Raw genomic sequence first — 23,787 nt, 5'->3', positions numbered from 1 at the left:
TATAAATAAATTTCAGTCATGAATATCCTTTTCAAGGAGAATATTGCAGTATCAGTTGATTCTATCAGGTCACACCTGACCCGGAGTGTGCTCACCATACTCATCATTGCCTTCGGCATCATGGCCCTGGTAGGCATTCTTACTTCCATTGATGCCATAAAATTCTGGCTGGGAAAGAATTTTACCATGATGGGTGCCAATACCTTCACCATCAGAAACAGGCAGGTAATGATGGAAGGCGGTGCCCGTAAGTCGCTGGCCAAAAACAACAGGGTTATTACCTGGCAGGAAGCTATGGACTTTAAACAGGAATATACCTTCCCCTCACAGGTCTCCATTTTTATGTTTGCTACCCACAATGCCACGATTAAATATGGCTCGCATAAAACACATGCGAATGTGCCCGTGGTTGGTACCGATGAGAATTATCTGGCTACCTCGGGCTACGAACTTGAGGTGGGAAGAAACTTTACGCAGGTTGAAACCTTTTATGGCAGCCATGCCGCCATACTGGGATCTGATGTTGCCAAAAAGATATTCCCTGATGTGGAGGATCCTGTTGACCGTATCATTAACGTTGGACCAGCCCGCTACCGGGTTATAGGTGTACTCAAAGCAAAAGGTGCAAGCATTACCGGCTCTGATAATATTGTGTTGCTGCCTGTTACAAACGTCAGGCAGGTTTATTCCAGGCCCAACTCCTCATTCTCCATTAGTGTTATGGCCACCGACCCAACGCAGCTTGATGCCGCCATTGGGGAGGCCAACGGACTGATGAGGGTAATTAGGAATGCCAGGACCGTAGACGAAGATCCTTTCGAGATTTCAAAAAGCGACAGCCTCTCAAACATGCTTTTCGATAATCTGAAATACCTGCGGCTTGCAGCTACCATTATCGGTATCATTACGCTGTTTGGTGCAGCCATCGGGCTTATGAATATCATGCTTGTATCAGTTACCGAAAGAACCAGGGAGATAGGCATCCGCAAAGCCATTGGTGCCAACAGTAAAACCATCAGAAACCAGTTCCTGTTTGAAGCTGTGGTAATTGGCCAGATTGGCGGAATGGCCGGGATTGTCCTTGGTATCCTTATTGGAAATATACTTGCCCTTATCATTGGCGCAGGCTTTATTGTCCCATGGGCATGGATAATACTGGGTGTAACCTTGTGTTTTATTGTAGCCATCCTTTCGGGAATCATACCTGCCCTGAAGGCGGCAAAGCTTGATCCCGTTGAGTCGCTCAGATATGAATGAACTGCTGATTTATTCTGTAAATATTACGGCAAGGCTCAGCTATATCACCCATTTGGTGATTGGCAACCTGCTGGGGCTCAGGTACAGGCTCACATCAAATGCCGTAGAATTTGCAGAATACCAGGGGCCGCGCATCAATTACAGCAACAGGCCCGTTTCAGCAATGGAATGTATGATTGTACCTGCAGGACTGATTGACGAAAGGGGAATAAACAGCCTGGTAGTCAACATTACAGATTTTGCAGGAACCAAAGCTCTTTTCCCTGTTTACAGCCGGGAATCAAGTTTGCCCTTCGATATCTTCTCTGCCACTTTTTTCATGGTGAGCAGGTATGAAGAATATTTGCCTTACATCAGGGATGAGCATGGCAGGTTTTCTGCCTTTTCGTCGCTGGCATACCAAAAAGGTTTTTTACAGTCGCCTGTTGTCAATATCTGGTCAAAAGAGCTCGGTAAGATACTGCAGGAACTTTTTCCGGGTATACCAATTAAATACCCCAGGTATGAGTTCATCCCAAGCATTGACATTGATGCCGCATGGGCATATAAGCATAAAGGACTGTACCGTACCATAGGCGGGTTTATTAAAGACCTGAAGGTGACTGATATGGCAGGAGTGAAGAAAAGGTACCGGGTGCTGAGGGGACACGAAACCGACCCCTTTGATTCATTTGAACTCATGCACACACTGCACCGAAAATACGACCTCAGGCCCCTGTTCTTTATATTGTTTGCCGGTTATGATCAGTTCGATAAAAACACTTCCATAAACAACCATGCTTTCAGGAGGCTGATTACTTCGCTGGGAGATGAGGGCGATGTGGGCATTCACCCGTCGTATGCATCAAACAGCGACGAGATGCTGCTTAAACAGGAAATTAGCGGCCTTTCGGAAGTGCTGCACCGCGAAGTCACCCTTTCAAGGCAACACTTCCTTAAACTGCACCTGCCATACACTTACCGCAATCTCATAGCTGAAGATATCACCGACGACTACACCATGGGCTTTGCGGCCAAAACCGGTTTCAGGGCAGGCATTTGCACCCCGTTCAAATGGTACGACCTTGAAATGGAACGTGCCACCAGCCTGGTTATACATCCGTTTGCCGTTATGGACGGTACCTTGCGTGATTATTTAAAAGTCGAGGCCGAAGGAGCGTTGAGCCATATAGTACCCTTAATAGAAGTAGTTCGCTCAGTAGGTGGTACATTCATTTCACTGTTCCACAATGAATCGTTGTCGGAATGGAAACGATGGAAAGGCTGGAGCCATGTTTATGAGGAGATGCTGAGAGCGGGTACCAAATGAGCGTGCGTGACCGGTCACTCCGTCACTCCTTCATTTTTTAGCATCCATTGCATCACACTATTGTTTCCCACACCATCAGTAACAGTAAGAATCATCACATTCTCCCCGGGCAGGAGCAGTGCATCTTTTTCGTAGGTAAGAAGCCGGTTCTTGGCATCATAATCCATCAGGATCCATGAGCCGTTTAATGTAGCACGATACGATTTTATGCCGCTTAAATTGTCGGATATGGTGACTTTAAGGTTTTTCAGGCCACTGATATCTATTCCGTTTGTGATGTTCACTCCTTTAATTACCGGTGCTATTGTGTCGGCCATAACGGCATACCTTCCAAAATCGCGGACCTTCACTCTCATAAATCCGTTTTCATACTTACCGCCTGCGGCCGAGGGTTTATTCTGTGCATTAAGCCGTACCACTGTTAACCGTGATGATGGAATACCGGTAAGGGTGTCGGTTTTTACCGATAGGTCAAAATAGTCCTGTAGCGGCACTTCAGGCTTATGGACCTGGTATATCCGCGAAAGCGAATTTGGAAGCGGGGCCTGTTCGCTGTAGCGGAACCTGATACTATCATAAAGGCATTTGCCGGGAAGGCTAATGCGCATGCCTGGGATGGCAAATGTATTGAGCTTATTGATTGTAAAAAGCAGGCCTGACTGGTCGGCTGCGCCGGGTTCAGAAGCACTTTTGACAGGTTTGCCGGTGGCTTTAACGATAAACCGCAGTATTGATTCATTGTTTTTAGAATCGGCAACCACTACTTTAACATAATGAAGGCTGCCGGGCCGGGTACTGAAAACACCTGCAGCAGGGTTGATGGTATACATGCTCAGTTTGTTGCCAGGGTCGGTATGCGTGCGCATATACCGCTGGTTGGTAGCATAGTAGTATGGATAATCGATAAAGCTGTTAACATAACGGGTTTCGTTGAAGGCAAACTTAACGGCTTGCCACTCAAAGGCAGGTACCGAGTCGATGAACACGCTGTACCTGACCACCCCATTGCGGTTGCTGGTTTCGTTGAGCAGGTCGGTTGCATTCAGTCCCAGTGAGAACTTACCGGCTACTTCAATCGTATCAGTTATCTTCAGGCGGTACACCGGTCCCCATCCCACCAGTGAAAAAGAAGCAGGTAACGGGCTCCCGTTGATAAACGAGCCGGAACCTTCGGGGTACACTCTGAGTCCATGCATGGTAGGGCGTATCCAGTCCTTTACGGGAAGGTCGAATAGTAAGGGATCAACAGGCAGTTCGGTATCGGTTTCACGGATTTCAAAATGCAGGTGCGGACCTTCGGAAGCGCCCGAGTTTCCCGAAAGGGCAATAATATCTCCTTTGCTGACCATTAAAAGTCCTTTTGGCGGAAAGAGGTCAACCTCAAAAGACTCAGCTTCGTATTGTTTAGCGCGGGTGTAGTTGTTTATCGCTTCATTGAAAGAAAGCAGATGGGCATAAACGGTGGTATAGCCATTGGGGTGATTGATATAAACGGCTTTGCCAAATCCGCCGGGCTGGATTTTTATACGCACAACATAGCCTTCGGCAGCAGCATAAACAGGAAAACCTTCCTTGCTGTTGGTGCGCAGGTCGATTCCCGAGTGGAAATGACCACCCCGAAGTTCAGCAAAAGTGCCTGAGAGCTGCAGCACCCCGTCGATGGGTTGTATAAAATAACCAGATGGGATTCCCTGACTGAAAATCAGAGTGTTAAAAAATAATAAAACGGAAATAAAAGTGAATCTCAAACGTTTATAGTACATGAGGCAAAAGTAATTTAATTTACTTTTGGCCTCTGATTTAACGATGTGAGTTTTTGACGCTTTTTTTTGTTGTGACGAATAGTAAAATAATTTTCCATAGAGCGAAAAAAATTTTCTGACTAACAGTTACTTTATTCACATTACTGCAATTAACTAAAAATAACTCAGGGACTGACTAAACTGTAGAGAGGAAAATGGTGATCGCCGAATTAATTCTTAAGCAATTAAGCATATTATTGATTAGTGCAGTAAAATTTCTTGTTGCTGCACCCACTTCGTATTTATTTGGATATACTTATATTCAGACCATTCTGAACACCACCATAGGTGGATGGATAGGTGTTATTTTCTTTTATTATACCGGAAGGTATATTTTTTCACATTTTCCTTTCTGGAAAAGAAGGATGCGCAAAGTATATCACCGTATGGCAGGAATTCCCATCCACAAGCGTACCTACAATACAGCACCGAAAAAAATATTTACAAAACGCAACAGGATCATAGTAATGATACGTTCACGTTTTGGTTTCCCCGGCTTAATTATACTTACCCCCGTTCTTTTATCGATACCGCTGGGCACTTTCCTTGCAGTAAGGTACTATTCATCACGGCGCGGTCTTATTGGATGGCTCAGTTTATCAGTTATGGCATGGTCGGTAATCATTTCTACATTTATCAAATTGTTTTAAATCCGTTAGGCAATTCGTGTTAACTTTGTTTCAGGAGAATAACTCATGAAATGGTACGCCTGTTATACAAAGCCGAGAGCAGAAAAGAAAACGCAGATTAAGCTTGAAAAGGCGGGTATAACCTGTTACCTCCCGTTGAAGACAGAGCGCCGCAAGTGGTCAGACCGCCTGAAGACAGTCAGTGTTCCGCTCTTTACTTCTTATGTGTTCGTGCAGATTGAAAACCATGAGTTTAATAAAGCAAGGATTGAAGGTGACATTGCAGGTTTTATTATTTTTGAAGGTAAACCCGTACCGATACCCGACGATCAGATAGAAACAATAAAGCGTTTGGTTGCCTCTGCCAATGAACTGGAGATTGCCCCCGAAGGCATGCAGCCCGGACAAAAGATAGAAATACTGGGAGGGCATCTGATGGGCATCAGGGGCGAGCTGGTTAGGCATCAGGGTACGCAGAAGGTTCTGGTAAAACTCGATATCGGGCAGGGATTGATTTTTAACATTGACAAAAATATGATTGGAAGTATTTGAGTGAGGTGATTAGAGCCAGGCCCGGTGAAAAAAAAATATTTCCCAAACAATATAGGCAACGTGTAACCGTTTATTTTACAATATATCAAAATAATCAATAAATTTGCACCTCTTATTCAAAAATTACTGTATGCGCTTTAAGCCGGTTTTTTTGTCCTGCCTCCTTGCGGGAATTGCTTTTGTATCTGTAAATCAATCATTTGCACAGAAGACAACTTTTATTGGCCAAGATCTCAATACCATTACAACAGCTGTTCCTTTTCTTCAGATAGGTCCTGATGCACGTTCAGGTGGAATGGGAGAAGCCGGTGTTTCAAGTGCTCCTGACGCCAATTCCCTGCATTGGAATCCTGCAAAGTACTCTTTTATTGACAGTGACATGGGTTTCTCATTGTCATACAGTCCCTGGCTCTACAAACTGGTAAAAGATATTTCACTCACTTATGCATCGGGTTTCAAGAAACTAAACAATAATTCAGCCATTGCCGGATCGTTGTTATATTTCTCACTCGGTGACATTGTTTTCACAAACATTCAGGGTGATGTGGTAGGTAACTACAGGCCAAGTGAATTTGCCATCAGTGGCGCTTATTCACGTATGCTTACAGAGCGTCTCTCAGGTGCGGTTAGTGGCAGATATATCCATTCAAATCTTACCCAGGGACAGGAAGTAGCAGGTACATCTACAAAACCGGGTAATTCAGTTGCCGCTGACATAGCAATTTACTCTGAACATCCGCTTGAATTTGCCAGCCTGCAGGGTGGTATGTTTGCATGGGGACTTAACATTAGTAACATTGGTGCCAAAATATCATACTCTGACGACAATACCCAACGCGACTTTATTCCTACAAATCTCCGCATAGGCCCGTCGCTGACCCTTGAATTCGATGAATTCAATAAGATGACATTTGCCGTTGACTTCAATAAATTACTGATTCCAACCCCGCCAATTTATGAAACAGATTCAAGCGGACAGGTAATTTATGATGACAATAACAATCCAATAATTGCCAGTGGGATGAATCCAAACGTATCAGTACCGGTTGGAATGTTCCATTCATTCTACGATGCTCCGGGTGGTTTTACCGAAGAACTTCATGAGATTTCAATTGCCGGTGGTATTGAATACTGGTACGACAATGTATTCGCTCTCAGGGGTGGTTATTTTTATGAGCATGCAACAAAAGGTAACCGTAAGTTCTTCACTTTCGGCGCCGGTTTAAGATATAATGTATTTGGTCTTGATATCTCATACCTGGTTTCACCTGACCAGCTTAATCCGCTTGATAAAACACTGCGCTTTTCATTACACTTCAATTTTGATGCTGTAAAAGAACCGGCAACCAACAGTGTTCCTAAGAAATAAGACAACAAAAGACCAGGTTAATTTTCTTACATAAAAGAAAAAGAGGCTGTCACAAAGTGATAGCCTCTTTTTCGTGCTGTTATGTTATGTTATGTTATGTTATCCTTATTATGTTATGTTATCGTATGTTATCTTAAGTTCTCTTCTCTTCTCTTCTCTTCTCTTCTCTTCTCTAATCTTATTATTGTTTAATAATGGTTGAACTCTTGATAACATTACCGTTCAGCGTCATTTTAATTACGTAAGTGCCTTTGTTTAATTGATCAAGTTGGTATACAACAGTCGAAGCATGTCCTGACTCTTTCTCAAATAGTTTTCTTCCTGTCAGGTCATAAATTTCAACGAACCAGGTGTCATAAGGTTCTTTTGAGATTAATGTCAGCCTGTCGGTAAACGGGTTGGGATAGATGTGGATGTTTCCTTCAATCACGCTTTCCTCTAATTCTTTGGGCCTGTAAGCATCCCAGTCAATAGGGATACCTCTGTTGTCCCATGGGATTGTATTCCTGACAATAGCAGGAAATTCGCGCTGCCCTGTGGTTCCGTCACCAATGGTAGCTACAAAGTTTGAACCATTAAAGGCATGGAAACCGGGTAATAGCCTGATTCTTGTTACTGATTCAATGCGGGCATTACGCTGCGCAGGGACGTTAAAATTATTCTGAACCTGAATAACATACTGGTAAAAGAAGAGTTCCTGAGCGTTATAAGTGTTGCTTACGGTATAATTGTCCATTATTGCCAGTTGGTTTTCACCATAAAAGGTGCCCAGTGAACGTGCATTGATAATACTGTTGGGATTAACAACCGGCAGTGTTTGACCGTTAAAAACATAAGTACCATCATACCTCAGCATGTTGGTTCGCATATACGTGGAGCTTTGGTGTGCATCCTGCCATTCGCGCCATAATTTATCAATCCAGGCATGATGCAGGTAAAACACAGGGTCGCGGGGTGAAACATTGGCATTCATTATACCGCCAACCCAGCGGTGAGCACCATGGTGAACCGGACCACGCTCAAGCATATCTGAATAAAGATACCAATCGGTTTGTGATTGTGCCTGAGTCACGTCAGATGGAAATGGCAACATATCCATTCCTCCCAAATTACGCTGCAAATCCCAGTCAGTGTTGAATTGTCCCATGAAATTCTGATCCCACAAGGGAGAGGTCGTTGACTGATCAACGGAGGAATTCCAGAACGGGATACTGATATATGGATTAATATCCTGCATTGCCTGTTCCACTTCAAAGATCTGTCGGCGGTGCCAGGCCAGGAAAATATCCTGTTCAGGCTCATCGGGCAGGTTAAAATGGATATCCAGTGCTGTTGGAGTTGAAGAATTATCAAGATCAAAATAAGCACCATGAAATACGGCCAGGTCATTTATCAGATCGGGACCGGTACGCAGCTGATAGAATGCGTTTACAAGATTATTCCGCTCAAGGGCTGTCATTTCATTGTAGTTTTTCCTGATACTCTGGCCAGAAGTGACAATGCTCAAAAAAAGAAGAGAAAGCGTTATATAGATTAGTTTCATGGGGAAATTACTTTTGATTTATAGATTGAGTCTTCTGAGCGTTTTCAAGTTCTTCAATTTTCTTATTCATTTCAATGATGTATAGCGTCAGCTCTTCAACTTTTTGAAGCAAGCGTGTATTGATTTCGGCTAACCCGATACCATTCTTCTGAACTTCGGTGGCAGAAGGGATATCTTTTAAATGGCCATTTTCATTGATAAATCTTTCTACTTCGTGAAGAGGTGGTAATTCATAATCTTTATCAAATACAAAGTCAGACCATCCTGATTCAACAACCACTTCTTTAGCCCTGATATTCCCGTTTACCGATAACCGGTAAGTTGAATTCGGTTGTGTTCCTATTCCCACATAACCCGCAGCGTAATAGTTCAGCGATTGCCAGTTGACAGTGGGGAGATTTGCATTTTCAGTGGTATAAGGCGTGCCGCCTCCGCCACTGCCTGCCGTGGTCGTCGCATTTATGGTGTTACTCTGGTTTGAGTTATTGCCTGCCGCATCCTGGGCAATCACATAAAAACTGTATGTAGTAGAGGAGGCAAGTCCTGATGCATTAAATGTAGTCGTTGCATTACCGGTTTGGCCAAAGAAGGTGTTATTACGGAAGATCTGGTAATTGGTTACACCCACATTGTCGGTGGAAGCATTCCATGTTAATGTTAAAGATGATGAACCAACATTAGATGCAGCAAGGCTTGTAGGTGCTGTTGGCGGTTGCGTATCACCGCCACCCCCACCGCTGGTTGTTGTAGGATTAATAGTATTACTGGTAACGGAAAGATTACCGGCTGCATCGGCCGCCCTGACATAGAAACTGTAGGTTGTTGAAGCTGTAAGTCCTGTGACATTAAAGGTAGTTGTCGCGTTGCCGGTTTGTCCCAGATAATTATTATTCCTGTAAATCCTGTAATTAGTCACACCAACATTATCAGTAGAAGCAGTCCATGTGAGCGTTAAGGAAGTGGAAGCAATATTTGATGCAGCCAGGTTGGTTGGGGCAGTTGGCGGCTGGGTATCAGTTCCTCCGCCTCCTCCCGATGCCGTGATACTTATATTATCAATATAAACCTCATTGCCTGCCGCAGCACCGATAGGCGCCGAGTAAACGGCTATCACAGGGTTTGTTGCTGTAGCGGTCACAGTAAAATTATATGCCGTCCAGGTTTGCGTTGAAATATTTGTAGTTGCAAATCCCGAAAGGCCGGTCCAGTTGGCAAATGCCGGACTATTGAAAGTAGCCCCCCTTCGTGCCCAGATAGTTATGTTATAAACGGTTCCGGAGACTGCAGTGAACGTAAATCTGCCATCCCTTCCCCCTGAGCTGTTTGAGGTAATTAATATGCTGTATGTCCCATTTTGCGGAGTAGTTGTTGATGATGTAATAGTAGCTGCACCCGACCACCCTGTGGTTGAATTTGCTTCATTTGTTGGATTTGCAGCGTTTGAAAGCGTATACAGGTTTTGTGCATGAACTGAATAAAAAGTTGTGAGCACAAATATTATTGATAAGGTAGTTAGTTTCATGTTCAATTGGTTTATCCTGGTTAGTTTACCGAGTTTACAATAAGCAAAGGAGTGAGAGTTTTCTGTAGTTCCAGTGATAGAAATTTAACGAATGTAAAGGCTTAAAGTTCAAGCATAAACGTTTGAAAATCAGATTGTAAGTGATTCAATACGTTTAATATGAGATTTGAATATTTCTCTCGAGGTTTTCTAACCTCTTATTCATCTCAATAAGGTAGAGTGTTAATTCTTCAATTTTCATCAGCAAAAGAGCATTGGTTTGTCCTAGTTTTGCTCCATTTTCCTGAATTTCTGCTGCTGACGGCAGATCAATCAACCTGCCGTTTGCAATGATATATTCTTCGACTTTCTTAAGATCAGGAAGGTCATAACCGGGCTCAAATACAAAGTCAGACCAACCAGGCTGTACCACCAGGTCTTTAGTCCTGACCGTACCATTGGCTGATAATAAATAAGCACTGTTAGGTTGTGTACCTATTCCCATTCTTCCGGCAACGTATAAATTGAGCGATTGCCAGTTAACAGTTGGCAGATTTGCATTTTCTGTGGTATAGGCAGTTCCCCCGCCACCGCCTCCAGATGCTGTAGTTACGGTTTGCGTGTTGCTGTTGGCTGATAAATTGCCTGCTGCATCTTCAGCTCTCACATAATAACTGTATGTGGTTGAAGCTGTTAAACCTGTTACATTGAAAGTAGTGGTTGAATTGCCTGTTTGCCCGGCCTGGGTGTTGTTCTGGTAGATTCTGTAATTGGTTACCCCTATATTATCGGTTGAAGCTGTCCAGCTGAGGGTAAGGGATGTTGCTGTAACATTGGAAGAAGCGAGGTTGGTTGGGGCAGTTGGAGGCTGGGTATCGGTGGCTGCAGCAGTGGTAACATTTATAGTGTTGCTGTTGGCTGATAAATTGCCTGCAGCATCTTCTGCTCTCACATAATAGCTGTAAGCGGTTGAAGCCGTTAAACCTGTTACATTGAAAGTCGTGGTAGAATTGCCGGTTTGCCCGACCTGGGTGTTGTTCTGGTAGATTCTGTAATTGGTTACCCCTATATTATCGGTTGAAGCCGTCCAGCTAAGGGTAAGGGATGTTGCTGTAACATTGGAAGAAGCGAGGTTGGTTGGGGCAGTGGGTGCCTGGGTATCACCAGCCTGGGCAGTGATAGTAATTGCATCAACATAAGCAGTTCTGCCGGCAGGACCACCATCAGAAGCATATACCCAGATGGCCGGCGAGGTGCTTGAGGCTGTCAGCGTGAAGTTATACTGTGTCCATTGGGTACTGGCAATACTAACTGACGTAAAGTTTTGAAACCCGGTCCAGTTGGCAAACACTGAATTACTGTTATTACTCCCCCTGCGTGCCCATATACTTACATTATATACAGTACCAACAACTGCTGTAAAGGAGTAAATAGAATGCCTGGCGCCGTTACCGTTAGAGGTTATGAGTAAACTATATGTGCCATTTTGCGGATTGCCGGTAACAGATGTAATTGTTGCCGGGCCTGACCAACCGGTTGTGGTGTTGGCCTCATTTTCAATATTAGCCGCGTTTGGCTGTGTGTATAAATTTTGTGCATTTAAAATTGAAGCACTTACAATCCACACAAAAAGAGTAAAAACAATGAGTTTCATACAAGCAATTTTAGAATCACACGAATATTCACCTGAATAGAGATAAAGCAAGAGAAATAAGACTTTTCAACACAAGCGCAGAAAGGTCAACAGGAGATAAGTCAACTACATCAATGTCAACTTAAAACAAGTTAACTTAAGATTGTAACCAACAGAGATTCAAATAGTTCATGTAATTAATAAACTAATTTTGGAGAGGAACTGAGTTCTTGTACCTGATTTTGAAGATTTTCAATCCGTTTATTTGATTCAATCACATATAATGTCAGTTCTTCAATCTTCATAAGAAGTAGTTTATTCATCCTTGCCAGCCCTATACCGTTTGCCTGGACCTCTTCTGCATCAGGGATATCTTTGAGGTGACCGTTTAGTTTAATGTAGTCTTCTACTTCCTTCAGGCTCGCCAGGTTATAACCTTCCTCAAAGACAAAATCAGACCAACCTGTTTCAACTATGATCTCTTTTGCCCTGATGTTTCCATTTACCGATAATTTGTAACTGGAATTTGGCGTGGTGCCTATACCTACATTCCCTGCAGCATATAAGTTGGCCGATTGCCAGTCAACAGACGGAAGGTTTGCATTTTCAGTGGTATAATTACTGACTTGTCCGGGATTGAGTGTAGTAACAGAAATCTGATTACCGGGGGCAGAAACATTACCTGCCGCATCATAAGCTACAACATAAAACGTATAAGTGGTGTTGCCGGTGAGGCCAACTACCTGATATTGAGCCGATGTAACTGAATCTTTTAAAAGGTCATTCATGAATATGCGATAACCTGTTACCGCAACATTGTCAGTGGAAGGTACCCACGACAGATACAGATCAGTTGCCGTGATTGTTGAGGCAGTGAGATTTGTGGGTATGGTTGGTGGGGTAACATCGGCAGGTGGGGGCAGGGTGCTGAATGTCAGCGGACTGCTTTGAGAACTATTGTTGGCAGCGTCAAAGGCTACCACTGTATAAGTATAGCTTGTTGAAGGCTGAAGATTATTTAACTGATATGAAGTAATGGAAGGTCCCACATTGCCCAGCGTTGTAGTCCCTTCACGAACAGAATAAGAAACAACGCCTACATTATCAGTTGATGCATTCCAGTTTATAACGGCAGAAGTGGAGGTTACATTGCTAACCGTTAAGTTAGAAGGCGCCGTTGGTGGTTGCGTGTCGGGTGGAGTTTGAACAGTTATGGAAATTGCGTCAACAAACACCTCAACCCCGCTGGCAGCACCTATTGGTCCTGCATACACACGTATAGCCGGAGCTGTGACAGTTGCCGTTACTACGAAATTGTACTGAGTCCACGCAGTACTGCTGATAACTGTTGTGGAGAAACCCGATAAACCAATCCAGTTGGCGAAGGCCGGATTGTTGCTGTTTGCCGTACGGCGTGCCCAGATGCTGATATTATAAACAGTCCCCACAACGGCTGTAAAGTTGTACCTTGCTTCACGGTTTGTATTGAGAACAGCAAATCTCAGGGAATAGGTTCCGTTTTGTGCGGTTGATGATTCAGATGTGATGGATGCAGAGCCGGTCCATCCGGTGGTAGTATTGGCTTCATTCTCAATGGAAGCCGCATTAGATGATGTGTACAGGTTTTGTCCGGAAACGTTTATAAAAGCCAGACAGGTGATAGCGAGCAGTAAACAGTTGATTTTCATTTCCTTCTTGATTAAGATATGATTTTAGCATAACATGTAAAGCGTTAAAGAGCTATTAATCAAACCAGAAGAGAATGCATTAGTTCAATGTTTTTTACGATTCTTTTGAAGTCCTCGCACGGCGTATTTTTTTATAGATGCTGAAGGTTTGGCGAAGGGGAAAAGGAAGCCTGTTAATGCTTATAGAAGGGTATTCAATTTTCTGGGCTCCGAAGCTTTTATAAAAGCGGCCAAGTTGCGGATCATTGGAGCCTTCAAAGTCAAGGGTAAGATGGTTGCCTGCTGCTGAAAAAATAAACTGACTTATGAGCATGGGCATTGCCCCGCTTTCGCGTGCATCTTCATTGGTGGCCGAAAAAAGGAAGGTAGCTTTGTAATGACTTATAAAAATGATCATCCCGGCACAAAGGGTATTGGTTTTTGTATAAGCACCGTAGCTGAATGCTATTTGTTTGTGGATTCCATGATAAACCAGCTGAAGCAGTTTCTTATAGTCATGGTCTTTAAGTTTTAGAAGTGATGCCCCCCTGTTTTCACGGAAAAGGCGAACGATCTCCTCGGGATTGACCGTGTCTGATACTCTTATTTCCTTTTGTTCAGCCTTGCTTACATTCCTCTTGATATTGGTGGAGAAACGTTTATAAATAGAGTCAAACGGTTCAATCAGGTCAAGTTCATAGTTAATATTGTTTACCACATTCCACCTGCTTTCATCGGGCTTATTCAGTGTGTTCAGGTTAATTTCGGCAAACATGAACTTTGAAGGAATGGCTTCGAGAAAAGTATTGATAAGCCCTGGTGTAATCTGGTTGCATGAAAATATACCCAGCTGCTGTGTAAAGAAAGGCTGGTACAAATACGAAACACCGAATTTTTTCCTGTAAGTAAGGGGAAACACGGTTTCATAATCGTCATCACCCTGAATAAGGGCATCCCAGTTGTCGGCCATGATATCAAGGTACCATGAATACGCATAAACCCTGCCATTCACCGACTGCTTGATGCACTGGTCCCAGAGGGTTTTATTAATAAATTCATGGGTAACGTACCTTATCTTCATTATTTATCTTTTACAGGATATAAAATGGTAACAGCCCAAACGGCAACACCCTCACCCCGTCCGGTGAAGCCAAGGTGCTCAGTAGTTGTGGCTTTAACATTAACGAAAGAAACGTCAATACCAAGGTCGGCAGCAAGATTAACCTGCATTTCGGGGATATACTTGCTGATCTTAGGTTCCTGAAGGGCAATGGTGCAATCGAGATTTGAGATAACCAGCTGCTTATCCTGAATCATTTTCACGGTTTCGCGAAGCAACAGCCTGCTGTCAATTCCCCTGTACCGTTCATCGTTATCAGGGAAATGAAATCCAATATCCCTTAAACCAGCAGCCCCGAGCAGTGCGTCGCATACCGCATGTATCAGCACGTCAGCATCAGAATGGCCAATGGCTCCTTTGGAAAAATCAATCTTTACACCTCCCAGTACAAAAGGCTGTGCTTCAACCAAACGGTGTGCATCAAATCCATGTCCGATACGAAACATTGCTGGTTTTATTTATATGAGGGTTGACATCAATTCATTTTCTGTAACATTCAGGAAATATTTGTCGAGAGGAAAATTACTGAACCTTTTCCTGAGTTCAGCTTCCTGATGAGGCACTCCAATTAGTGCTGATTCAATTTCTGCAGGGTCATTTATATGGAAATAGTCACCAAAGAAACGGGCCTGTTTAATAATGCCACCTTCAACAATAAGAGCCACTTCAATGTGTCCGCCGGCAGTTTTAAGTTTTCTGGTAAAAGTGTACTCGGGTGAAGACCCGAAGTTCCAATCGTAGGTAGAATACTTTTCGTCGCGTAACTTACTGATTGCCTTTATATCCTCTTCAGTAAAGCTGTATGTTTCCGCATCGGCGATAGCCTCATTCATATGCTGCAGGATCAGGTCGCGGAATTCCAGCACGGTAAGATCCATCAACAGGTGTTCACTGATATTGGTAACCCTGCTTCTGACAGATTTCACTGCTTTATCAGTGAATTTTGAGGGGTCAACATTCAATGCATTGGTTAAGTCGGCCATTACTGACGAAAAGAGCAGGGTGCCATGATGCAGGATCCTGTGACCATAAACATGTTCGGCATTTCCTGAAAACTTCCTGCCATCAATCACCAGGTCGTTTCTGCCGGCAAATTCAGCTTTGATTCCCAATTTCCAGAGGACTTCAAGAATTGGTTTTGTGAACTTGTGAAAATCAACCAGGTCGCTACCCGGTTCACCATTGGCGACAAAAGTAAAATTCAGATTGCCCAGGTCATGAAAAACCGCACCACCACCCGATAATCGCCTTACAACCTTAATCTGTTTTTCTTTAACATAATCAAGATTGATCTCTGCCAGGGTATTTTGATGCTTACCGACAATAATACAGGGCTCGTTCCGCCAAAGCATAAAGCAATCCTGGCGGAAATGCTTCAGTACATACTCTTCAGCGGCAATATTGAAATAGGGATCAGTTTCGTGGCGGATAAAACAAAGCATAGTTTATGAATTTCCTGCAAAAATAGTAAATCCTTTGAGGTACATGCTTAAACCTCGCCAGCCTTTACTTTGTTTAGCTTAAACCTATGAAAAACCACACTACGCTGATTTTCATTTATTGCCTTTTTGGCGCATACTTCTTGTCGGTAGCCCAGCAACCGCCGGTTGAAAATTGTTATGGTGCTGACGCAACTTTATATAACGGTGCCCTTTATTCATTTTATGTGTATCCTTCAACAGAAGGAACCCCTTTTTACCAGTCGCCGGCATATCAAACCGGTTCATGCACGATACGTGGAATCACATATAACGACGTTGACCTGAATTATGATGTTTATAACCAGCAGGTCATTTACCGGTATAAATCAACAACAGGGGGGATTAACAGGATCGTACTTTCAGATGCATGGCTGCAGTCGTTTCAATTCATGAATCAATCTTTTGTCCTTTTAAGTAACAACGATTCAAATACCACCGTATACAGGGTTATCGGAGATGAATTTTACCATGAAAACCGCTACCGCATCCTGTATCATTATTTCAAAGATCTTACCATAAGCTCAGGCATATCATCACAGAATATGCGTTTTACGCCTCTTGCCAGGGAAGCATACCTGCAAAAGGATAATGATATATACCGGTTTAAGAATAACCATTCGTTTATCGGCCTTTTTAACCGCGATGACCAACCGGTGATCAGAAAGTACCTGAGGCAGAATAATATCAATATGCGCAAGGAAGATGATGCAAAGGTTGCTTCTTTGCTTGAATTTATCAGAAAGGCAGCACTATGAGAATCCTGCTGTTACTCTTGCTTTTCGCCACATTGTCATTGCAGGCCCAGGTTACCGAAACAAGGGTTTCAATTCAGATGGACAGCGTCAGCCTTCGTTTGTTTGTGGAAGAAGTGAGTCGCCAGACAGGATTGAAAATATGGGTAAGGGATGATTGGGCCGATGGTATAAAGATCAGCCTGCATGCTGACCAGGTGACTGTTGATGACGCATTCAGGCAGGCTCTGCAGGGCACAGGATTAACGGTTTCTGCCTGGAACAACGACCTTGTGGTACTGGAAGGTGATAAACTGATTACTGAATTGCCCGGTTTTGAGCAAAAAAAGCAAACAGCTGATTCTTCAGCAACTTCTCAAAAGAATTTAACCGAAACTGAACAGCGATATTTAACAGGAAGGAAAAGCATGTCGGCACCGGTGTTTACCATTGGAACCAAAGGCGGAAGAATAAACGGGTCAAAAGCCCGCATCCAGGGTGACCTGGAAGACAGTGAAACAGGTGAACCTCTCTTTAATGCTACATTATATATTGATGAAACCCAATCAGGGGCCATCAGCGATATAAACGGAATCATGTCCATAATGCTGAAACCGGGCAAATACAACGGTATTATCGAAATCCTTGGCTATGAAAAACTGAAGATTGTACTTAATGTGCTGTCTGACGGGTATTTTAAGATAGCGTTAAATAAAGCCGTTATCGATATCAAGGAGTTTGTGGTATACGGCGACCGGCAAATGAATGTTAAGTCGAAAGATCCGGGCATTGAGAAGATTACCATGAAGGCGGTAAAAGAGCTGCCAATGATGATGGGTGAACGCGATATAATTAAAATATCGGGAATGTTACCCGGTATAGTGAATGCCGGGGAAGGATCGGCAGGGCTTAATGTAAGGGGAGGGAGTTTCGACCAGAATGCATTCTATATAAATAAGGTACCCGTTTATAATACATCACACCTGTTTGGATTCTTCCCCGCTTTCAATTCTGATATTATAAAGGATTTCTCCATCTTCAAGGGACATATCCCCGCAAGTTTCGGCGGGCGCCTGTCATCAGTGTTTAACGTGGTCACAAGGCAGGGCAACCGTAAAAGATTCACCGCAAGGGGCGGGTTAAGCCCTGTTACCGGCAACATCGTGGTTGAAGGCCCTATATTGAAAGACAAGGCTTCGGTATTACTCAGTGCCAGGTCATCTTATTCTGACTGGATACTTAACCGGATCAAAGATCCGGAAATCAGGGCAAGTTCGACAAACTTCAGTGACTTCTCAGGGTCGGTTGGTGTTGAACTCAACAAGACCCATATTTCATTATTTGGTTACCACAGTTCCGACAAGTTCAGGCTTGCCGGCATCTCTGACTATAATTACTCAAATGACGGTGCGTCGCTGATTGTTGCCAACAGTTTTTCACAGGCCCTGAGGGCTGAATTTTCGGTGGTGGCAGCATCATATCATTTTGCCACTGCTGAAAAAGCGCAGGAAACGGCGGCTTATGAACATGCTTATAACCTTGACCATTACGAGGTGAAAGCACAGTTTCAGCATCTGCTCAGTGATATTCACAGCCTCGAATATGGTGCCGGGATGTCACTCTACAAACTAAACCGGGGTACGGTAAAACCATACGGAACCGGCTCACTGCTGATACCTGTTCAGCTTGGAAATGAAAAAGGCACTGAAACTTTCGTTTACCTGTCTGATTCGTGGGAGGCCAATTCATGGCTGAATATTGTAACAGGAATAAGGTATGCAACGTTTACCCCCCTGGGCCCTGAAAAGGTATTGACCTATTTTCCCGGTTCACCAATCGATTTGAGGAATGTGAGCGATACCCTTGAATTCCGGAATAACCAATTCATCAGATGGTATAACCAGCCCGACCTGAGGCTTGCGGTTAATATTGAAACTGACGGCAATGGCACCGTTAAGCTGGCTTTCAACCGCACGCACCAAAACCTGTTCATGCTGAATTCCAATATCACTATAGCCCCCAATACCCAATGGAAGCTGGCTGATTACCACCTGAAGCCATCCGAAAGCAATCAGTTGTCGGCCGGTATCTTCAGGTCAATTTCAAAGCCTGCCCTTGAAACTTCCGTGGAAGCATTTTACAAACAATCAAAAAACTACCCTGAATTCAGGGATGGAGCCAACTTCCTTGATACCCCACAAACCGAAACTGCCACCATTCAGGGTAAACAGCACTCTTATGGGTTGGAATTCATGATAAAACGCTCAAACCAGAAACTCGACGGCTGGCTCTCATATACCTGGTCGCGTTCATTCATTAAAGTTAACGGGGAGAACGAATGGGACAGGATCAATAATGGAATGGAATATCCATCTAACTTTGATATACCTCATGCCGTCAACCTCGTGGCAAATTATCATTTGTCGAGGAGGATCACCTTCGCAACGGTTATCGTGTACCAAACCGGAAGGCCGGTAACCTACCCGGTATCAATATACTATATCGACGGGGTGCCCTATCTTGATTATTCATCGAGAAATGCCTACAGGATTCCCGATTATTTCAGGACCGACCTGTCAATGACCATCGAAGGTAACCTCAGGAAAAATAAACTCCTGCACAGTTCATTGAGTATCAGCGTGTATAACCTTACCGGCCGTGATAATCCGGCTTCTGTTTATTTTGTCAATGAAAAGGGAAGGATTAAGAGCTATCAGTATTCAGTGATTGGCGTACCTATATTAACTGCTACCTGGATGTTTAAACTTGGGAATTATGCTTCAGATTAAAACTATAAGCCTACCGGCACTTCTGCTGTTTAACGGCCTGTTGCTGTGCTCATGCATCAAGGAGTACGACCCGCAGATAAAAAGCAGCGACCAGAGTAATTATGTAGTTATGGGACATATTACTGATGACGGCGGAATGCAAACAGTCAATGTTTCACTGTCATCACCATCCGAAAACCCGGAGTATATACCGATGGATGGGTGCAATGTAACTGTTTCTGACAATCACGGTAACCGTTTTTTGTTTGAAAGTACGGGCAAAGGGAATTATACCGGTAACATACAGCCCGCTTTTTTTGAACAGGGTACACTTTTTATGGTCAGGGTTATTACTCCTGCCGGTGATACAATACTGTCAGATTATGACCGGTATTACCAGGTACCGGCGGTCGACTCAGTATATTATACCAGGGAAGATATTGAAAGCAATACAATAGGTGTGTTTACAAAGGGCATAAGGTTTTATGTTAATCTTGATGCGAAAGGATACACCGCCAGGAACTTTATGTGGGAGGCCGTTGAAACGTACGAATATCACGTTGCTTACCCGATTGAATGGTACTATGATGGCCAGGTTCACCATATATGGCCGCCTGATTCATCAAAGCTGGTATGCTGGATGACAAAACAGATTCCCTATATTTTCACCCTTTCCACTAAAAACCTCACGGAAAACGAGTATAACCGGTTTCCCCTGCAGTTCGTTGATAATCGTACCAACCGGTTGCTGATAGGATACAGCCTGCTGGTCAGGCAATATTCACTCAGCGACAGTGCATACCGTTATTGGGACGAAATGCGCATCAACAGTGTTGAGCAGGGAGGCCTCTTTACCAAACAGCCACTTTCGGTTAAAGGCAACCTGTACATTGCCGGGAAGCCCGGTGAACGGGTGCTTGGGGCTTTTACCGTTTCATCGGTTCAGTCAAAACGTATTTTTGTGCAGAACGTTGAAAACCTCCCCATTGAAATTGAATCTACCTGCAACCCGGCCCCCCTGAGGCGCGGGCTAAGGGAAATTTCACCTTACGACTATCCCGCATACCTGCTGGGTGACCAGTTTGGTTACAGCCTGGTGGTACTGAATGAAAATTGCGTTAACTGCATGATTGCCGGTGGTATCAATGTTAAACCTGATTTCTGGCCATGGTAAGAATCATATGCCTTATACTCCTCTCCTGGTTTTTAACGGTTCCGCTAAAAGCGAATGCCGCTGAACGTGTTTTTCTGGTCACCGGCAGAACACTCTATGTTACCGGTGAGGCTATAGAGTTCTCGGCATTTGTCAGTGATGACCTGCTGAAAAGCAAATCAATTGACGAGGCTGAACCTTTGTTGAGCAAAGTGCTGTATGTGGAAGTGATTTCACCCGACGGTGAAAGTATTTCAAGGGGGAAGTTCATTTTAAAAAGACAAAAAAGTGAAGGGGCATTGCCAATACCCGATGAGGCCGTAACAGGGTATTATTACCTGCGCGCATACACCAAAGCAATGCGAAATGCAGGTCCCGCCACATATACCTTCCTGCTGGTCAGAATAGTGAATCCGTATAAAGATGAGGTACTGCCCGGGACAGGCAAACCTTTACGCATCGATAGTACTCAAACTGCCGGTGGCAGCAACTATACTGTTTCACTGAATAAAAGATCGTTCAATGCCGGTGAGCCCGTTGAATTTACTTTACAGCCGGAAGCCGGAAATCATGCGGACCTTGTTGCACTAACGGTTGTTCCTGAATTGACCTTCAATGCCCTGCAATATTTTAAACCCCTGGCTGTCGATTCAACGACTTACGGATTCCACTGCAGGGAGAATGCGGGTTTATCAATTTCAGGTGTGATGCGCGATGAAACAAGTGGAACGGTGGTCGCTGAAAAGGACATAAACCTTTCTGTTATCGGCAAAGGGCAGGATTTTATTTCCGGGAAAACCGATGATGCCGGCAGGTTTAACTTCGCGTTGCCCGCAATTACCGGTGAGAGGGACCTGTACCTGAGTCCTGAAATCACCCGGGGCAGCCATATCCGCGTATTGATTGACAACGACTTTTGCAACATCAGGGTAAAATTACCGGCACCCGCCTTCAGCCTGTCAGAAAAAGAGAAAGCGGTGGTATTGAAACTGGCCGCAAACGCTACAATCAGCAATACATACAACACCACCGGCAAACAGGTGAATATGCATGGCACGCCCATTGATAACAGCCCGTTTTATGGAACCCCTGACCAGGTGTTGTTATTGGAAAAGTATATCCAGCTGCCTACGCTTGAAGAGTATTTCAACGAAATACCCGCACTGGCAAAGGTCAGGAAAAGCGGTGGTAAAAAGATTATACGTGTAATGGGACTGCAGCCTGAAATGGGCACCTATGCACCGCTGGTACTTATTGACCAGGTGGCTGTGAATGAGCCTGACAGAATACTGGCTGCATCGCCTTCGAATGTTGAAAGAATTGAAATCATTAACAGGCCTTACCTTAAAGGTGATAAATTGTACGGGGGACTGGTGAGCATAATTTCACGAAAAGGTGATTTTGCGGGTATTGATCTCCCGGCTTCAGGTACGTTTATAAACTACAGGTTTTTTAACCCCGGCATTGCAGGAAGCTTCACGCCTGACCCTGCCACCCCCGATGCACGGAATACCCTGTTTTTTAAAAGTTATACCCAACCGGCCGGTAATGAACCTGCGGTTTATTCCTTCATCACCCCTGAAACACCGGGAGTTTACGAAATTATAGTGGTGTCGCCGGGCCCTGACGGTGAAATGTCAGTCAGCAGGCGGGCTTTTGAAGTAGTGAGTTTCGAGTAGTGAGTAGTGAGTAGTGAGTAGTGAGTAGTGAAATCCCCACCTGGGTCGAGGTTAGCATTGTTAAAAGGAATTAATCAGGGGTTGGGATTGGTGGGTTTGATATTTTAATTATCCTGAAAAGGTAATCTAAAATAAAAAAAGTGCCTGCAGCAGCAAAAGTATGCCACAGGAAATGCGTTCCCATAGGGAGGAATGAAATGGCGTAACTGTCGAGTTGCCTGAAAGCCAATGCTACGGCAAACGATAAAATGCCACCCGTTACCAGGTGCCAGCCTTTGAAGCCTGTTTTGAAAAGATAAATAATCAATGGAAGGCCAATGCTTACACCCGAGAGGAAATAAGAAAGGTTGATTGCCAGGAAATCAGGCAGCCGGTTCCAGAACAGGAACCGTGAGGTGAGCAGGGGGGTGTAGATGAAAAAAACAACCCACCATTTCTTCAGCACCTTTATCCAGAAATAAATTGCCAGTGCCATTGTGAGCAATCCCGTTGGAATAATATCCATGTAAAGAAAGAAAGCTGAAACCCTGAAGGCATGGAAAAGCCCGCTTCCCAGTCCGCCCATTATTACCAGCAAAATAACGAGCCACAAAAAACCGTTCTTAAGGCCATCCTTTTGCATCCTGTAAATCCAGTACATTGCAGGAATAAGCATTAAAAGCGAAGAAAACCCATTCCAGGGCTCAACAATCAAATGACCCGGGCCCAGGTGAGTTTCCATGTATACAGGGCCCCCGTCTGCTATTCGTTGGTTGTACCAGTCATCAGCTTGGAACATAGAATGTTAATGATTTGTGATGGTAATGTAAAAGGGCAAAAGTAAAAAGGAAAAAGTGATTGGGGCATAAAATTAAGGAAAAGTGATGGATTAATGATAGGCGATCGTAAGGACAGGTCGGGACCTGTCCGGCAATTCATTCGGGATTCATTCGGGATTCATTGGTATATACGATACATGAGCGCTACCCCGGAACTACTTCGGAACTACACCACAATTACCCCCTGGGGGTAGCTGAGGAGTAGAGCCCGGTAGTCGCCAGGGTAGCGAAGCATCAAATAATTCATCAGGAGAATCCAAATCAATTATCAAACAACGCACAATTAGATTTGGCCGCAATAATGCTGTGCCAGAGCTATATCAGCTTTATATCTGCTTCGTAGCTGTTCCGTATCTGCTTTAGTCAGCCTGACTGAAGCTGGTATAGTTCAGTACCGGCGCTGATACGGCTTTGTAGGTGCCCCATCTCAGACAAACCACATTAACTATGGCAAGATATTATTGTGACCGCTTAATTTCGGGAAGATTTAGCCTTCAAAAGCGATTGAAAACCAATGAAAGAGGAAAATCACGGAATCAAATTAATGCGATTCAGCAAGGAAGAACTTATTTTTTTGGAGATGGCAGGGTGAGGTAATTGATGGCGAGTTTTTTTTATATCTTTACAAGATCAATCTAACAGCAATGAAAGCTAAACATTTCATCCGCTTTCAAATAAGCATTCTTTTATTCATTATTCCTGTCCTCTCCAACGCCCAAGGCAAACAAGCTAATAACTGGTACTTTGGACAATATGCCGGAATCACTTTTCAGCA

General features: G+C 44.0%; 18 protein-coding genes. 9 read left to right on the top strand and 9 right to left on the bottom strand.

Annotated features, from left to right (window positions below; translation table 11 throughout):
- Positions 1-18: 18 nt before the first annotated feature.
- Both VK179_04395 and VK179_04390 read left to right on the top strand, forming a co-directional pair.
- A complete protein-coding gene (locus VK179_04395) occupies positions 19-1,257 on the top strand; it encodes an ABC transporter permease (GenBank protein HLO57957.1) in 1,239 nt (412 codons plus the stop codon).
- The gene (locus tag VK179_04390; protein ID HLO57956.1) at positions 1,250-2,566 is read left to right on the top strand and encodes a polysaccharide deacetylase family protein; all 1,317 of its coding nucleotides are present in this window, start codon (positions 1,250-1,252) and stop codon (positions 2,564-2,566) included. The genes VK179_04395 and VK179_04390 overlap by 8 nt, the downstream gene beginning before the upstream one ends.
- Before the next feature lie 14 nt (positions 2,567-2,580).
- On the opposite strand, the gene VK179_04385 is transcribed toward VK179_04390, so the two are convergent.
- Entirely contained in the window at positions 2,581-4,329 is a 1,749-nt protein-coding gene (locus tag VK179_04385) for a M23 family metallopeptidase (GenBank protein ID HLO57955.1), read from the bottom strand.
- Positions 4,330-4,523: 194 nt separating this feature from the next.
- Here VK179_04385 and VK179_04380 point away from each other — a divergent pair, with 194 nt between their 5' ends.
- From VK179_04380 to porV, 3 genes are all read left to right on the top strand, one after another.
- The gene (locus tag VK179_04380; protein ID HLO57954.1) at positions 4,524-5,018 is read left to right on the top strand and encodes a hypothetical protein; all 495 of its coding nucleotides are present in this window, start codon (positions 4,524-4,526) and stop codon (positions 5,016-5,018) included.
- A gap of 45 nt (positions 5,019-5,063) precedes the next feature.
- The gene (locus VK179_04375) at positions 5,064-5,549 is read left to right on the top strand and encodes a UpxY family transcription antiterminator (GenBank protein ID HLO57953.1); all 486 of its coding nucleotides are present in this window, start codon (positions 5,064-5,066) and stop codon (positions 5,547-5,549) included.
- Positions 5,550-5,679: 130 nt separating this feature from the next.
- On the top strand, positions 5,680-6,918 hold the full coding sequence (gene porV / locus VK179_04370) for a type IX secretion system outer membrane channel protein PorV (GenBank protein ID HLO57952.1): 1,239 nt from the start codon (positions 5,680-5,682) through the stop codon (positions 6,916-6,918).
- 181 nt (positions 6,919-7,099) lie between these two features.
- Here the strand turns inward: porV and VK179_04365 are convergent, their stop codons facing one another.
- The 7 genes from VK179_04365 to VK179_04335 form a co-directional block, all read right to left on the bottom strand.
- Positions 7,100-8,461: a tyrosinase family protein gene (locus tag VK179_04365; protein ID HLO57951.1), complete on the bottom strand. Its 1,362-nt coding sequence runs from the start codon at positions 8,459-8,461 to the stop codon at positions 7,100-7,102.
- Positions 8,462-8,468: 7 nt separating this feature from the next.
- Positions 8,469-9,983 (bottom strand): fibronectin type III domain-containing protein, encoded by a 1,515-nt coding sequence (locus tag VK179_04360; protein ID HLO57950.1) that lies wholly within the window; start codon positions 9,981-9,983, stop codon positions 8,469-8,471.
- A 154-nt stretch (positions 9,984-10,137) separates the two neighbouring features.
- A complete protein-coding gene (locus tag VK179_04355; protein HLO57949.1) occupies positions 10,138-11,616 on the bottom strand; it encodes a fibronectin type III domain-containing protein in 1,479 nt (492 codons plus the stop codon).
- A gap of 176 nt (positions 11,617-11,792) precedes the next feature.
- Positions 11,793-13,283, bottom strand: a complete 1,491-nt coding sequence (locus VK179_04350; GenBank protein ID HLO57948.1) for a fibronectin type III domain-containing protein — start codon at positions 13,281-13,283, stop codon at positions 11,793-11,795.
- 94 nt (positions 13,284-13,377) lie between these two features.
- Entirely contained in the window at positions 13,378-14,343 is a 966-nt protein-coding gene (locus VK179_04345) for a hypothetical protein (protein ID HLO57947.1), read from the bottom strand.
- On the bottom strand, positions 14,343-14,828 hold the full coding sequence (gene ispF, locus VK179_04340) for a 2-C-methyl-D-erythritol 2,4-cyclodiphosphate synthase (protein HLO57946.1): 486 nt from the start codon (positions 14,826-14,828) through the stop codon (positions 14,343-14,345). Before ispF ends, VK179_04345 begins: the two co-directional genes overlap by 1 nt.
- Before the next feature lie 12 nt (positions 14,829-14,840).
- A complete protein-coding gene (locus VK179_04335; protein HLO57945.1) occupies positions 14,841-15,824 on the bottom strand; it encodes a lipoate--protein ligase in 984 nt (327 codons plus the stop codon).
- Between the two features lie 86 nt (positions 15,825-15,910).
- On the opposite strand from VK179_04335, the gene VK179_04330 reads away from it, so the two are divergent.
- The 4 genes from VK179_04330 to VK179_04315 are packed head-to-tail and all read left to right on the top strand — an operon-like array spanning position 15,911 to position 22,194.
- Positions 15,911-16,618, top strand: a complete 708-nt coding sequence (locus VK179_04330; GenBank protein ID HLO57944.1) for a hypothetical protein — start codon at positions 15,911-15,913, stop codon at positions 16,616-16,618.
- The gene (locus VK179_04325) at positions 16,615-19,383 is read left to right on the top strand and encodes a carboxypeptidase-like regulatory domain-containing protein (GenBank protein HLO57943.1); all 2,769 of its coding nucleotides are present in this window, start codon (positions 16,615-16,617) and stop codon (positions 19,381-19,383) included. Before VK179_04330 ends, VK179_04325 begins: the two co-directional genes overlap by 4 nt.
- Complete coding sequence (locus tag VK179_04320) at positions 19,370-20,536, top strand: DUF4249 domain-containing protein (GenBank protein HLO57942.1); 1,167 nt, start codon at positions 19,370-19,372, stop codon at positions 20,534-20,536. Before VK179_04325 ends, VK179_04320 begins: the two co-directional genes overlap by 14 nt.
- Positions 20,530-22,194: an MG2 domain-containing protein gene (locus tag VK179_04315; protein HLO57941.1), complete on the top strand. Its 1,665-nt coding sequence runs from the start codon at positions 20,530-20,532 to the stop codon at positions 22,192-22,194. The genes VK179_04320 and VK179_04315 overlap by 7 nt, the downstream gene beginning before the upstream one ends.
- A 70-nt stretch (positions 22,195-22,264) precedes the next feature.
- Here VK179_04315 and VK179_04310 read toward each other — a convergent pair whose 3' ends face one another.
- Complete coding sequence (locus VK179_04310) at positions 22,265-22,972, bottom strand: hypothetical protein (GenBank protein HLO57940.1); 708 nt, start codon at positions 22,970-22,972, stop codon at positions 22,265-22,267.
- Positions 22,973-23,787 lie beyond the last annotated feature (815 nt).

The organism is Bacteroidales bacterium, from assembly GCA_035299085.1.
Taxonomy (GTDB): domain Bacteria; phylum Bacteroidota; class Bacteroidia; order Bacteroidales; family UBA10428; genus UBA5072.
Note: the sequence above shows the minus strand (reverse complement) of the source record. Positions and strands in the feature narration are given on the sequence as shown.

Coding starts and splice junctions, on each gene's coding strand:
- VK179_04395 (HLO57957.1), top strand. CDS start 19: ATGAATATCCTTTTCAAGGAGAATATTGCAGTATCAGTTGATTCTATC.
- VK179_04390 (HLO57956.1), top strand. CDS start 1,250: ATGAATGAACTGCTGATTTATTCTGTAAATATTACGGCAAGGCTCAGC.
- VK179_04385 (HLO57955.1), bottom strand. CDS start 4,329: ATGTACTATAAACGTTTGAGATTCACTTTTATTTCCGTTTTATTATTT.
- VK179_04380 (HLO57954.1), top strand. CDS start 4,524: ATGGTGATCGCCGAATTAATTCTTAAGCAATTAAGCATATTATTGATT.
- VK179_04375 (HLO57953.1), top strand. CDS start 5,064: ATGAAATGGTACGCCTGTTATACAAAGCCGAGAGCAGAAAAGAAAACG.
- porV (HLO57952.1), top strand. CDS start 5,680: ATGCGCTTTAAGCCGGTTTTTTTGTCCTGCCTCCTTGCGGGAATTGCT.
- VK179_04365 (HLO57951.1), bottom strand. CDS start 8,461: ATGAAACTAATCTATATAACGCTTTCTCTTCTTTTTTTGAGCATTGTC.
- VK179_04360 (HLO57950.1), bottom strand. CDS start 9,983: ATGAAACTAACTACCTTATCAATAATATTTGTGCTCACAACTTTTTAT.
- VK179_04355 (HLO57949.1), bottom strand. CDS start 11,616: ATGAAACTCATTGTTTTTACTCTTTTTGTGTGGATTGTAAGTGCTTCA.
- VK179_04350 (HLO57948.1), bottom strand. CDS start 13,283: ATGAAAATCAACTGTTTACTGCTCGCTATCACCTGTCTGGCTTTTATA.
- VK179_04345 (HLO57947.1), bottom strand. CDS start 14,343: ATGAAGATAAGGTACGTTACCCATGAATTTATTAATAAAACCCTCTGG.
- ispF (HLO57946.1), bottom strand. CDS start 14,828: ATGTTTCGTATCGGACATGGATTTGATGCACACCGTTTGGTTGAAGCA.
- VK179_04335 (HLO57945.1), bottom strand. CDS start 15,824: ATGCTTTGTTTTATCCGCCACGAAACTGATCCCTATTTCAATATTGCC.
- VK179_04330 (HLO57944.1), top strand. CDS start 15,911: ATGAAAAACCACACTACGCTGATTTTCATTTATTGCCTTTTTGGCGCA.
- VK179_04325 (HLO57943.1), top strand. CDS start 16,615: ATGAGAATCCTGCTGTTACTCTTGCTTTTCGCCACATTGTCATTGCAG.
- VK179_04320 (HLO57942.1), top strand. CDS start 19,370: ATGCTTCAGATTAAAACTATAAGCCTACCGGCACTTCTGCTGTTTAAC.
- VK179_04315 (HLO57941.1), top strand. CDS start 20,530: ATGGTAAGAATCATATGCCTTATACTCCTCTCCTGGTTTTTAACGGTT.
- VK179_04310 (HLO57940.1), bottom strand. CDS start 22,972: ATGTTCCAAGCTGATGACTGGTACAACCAACGAATAGCAGACGGGGGC.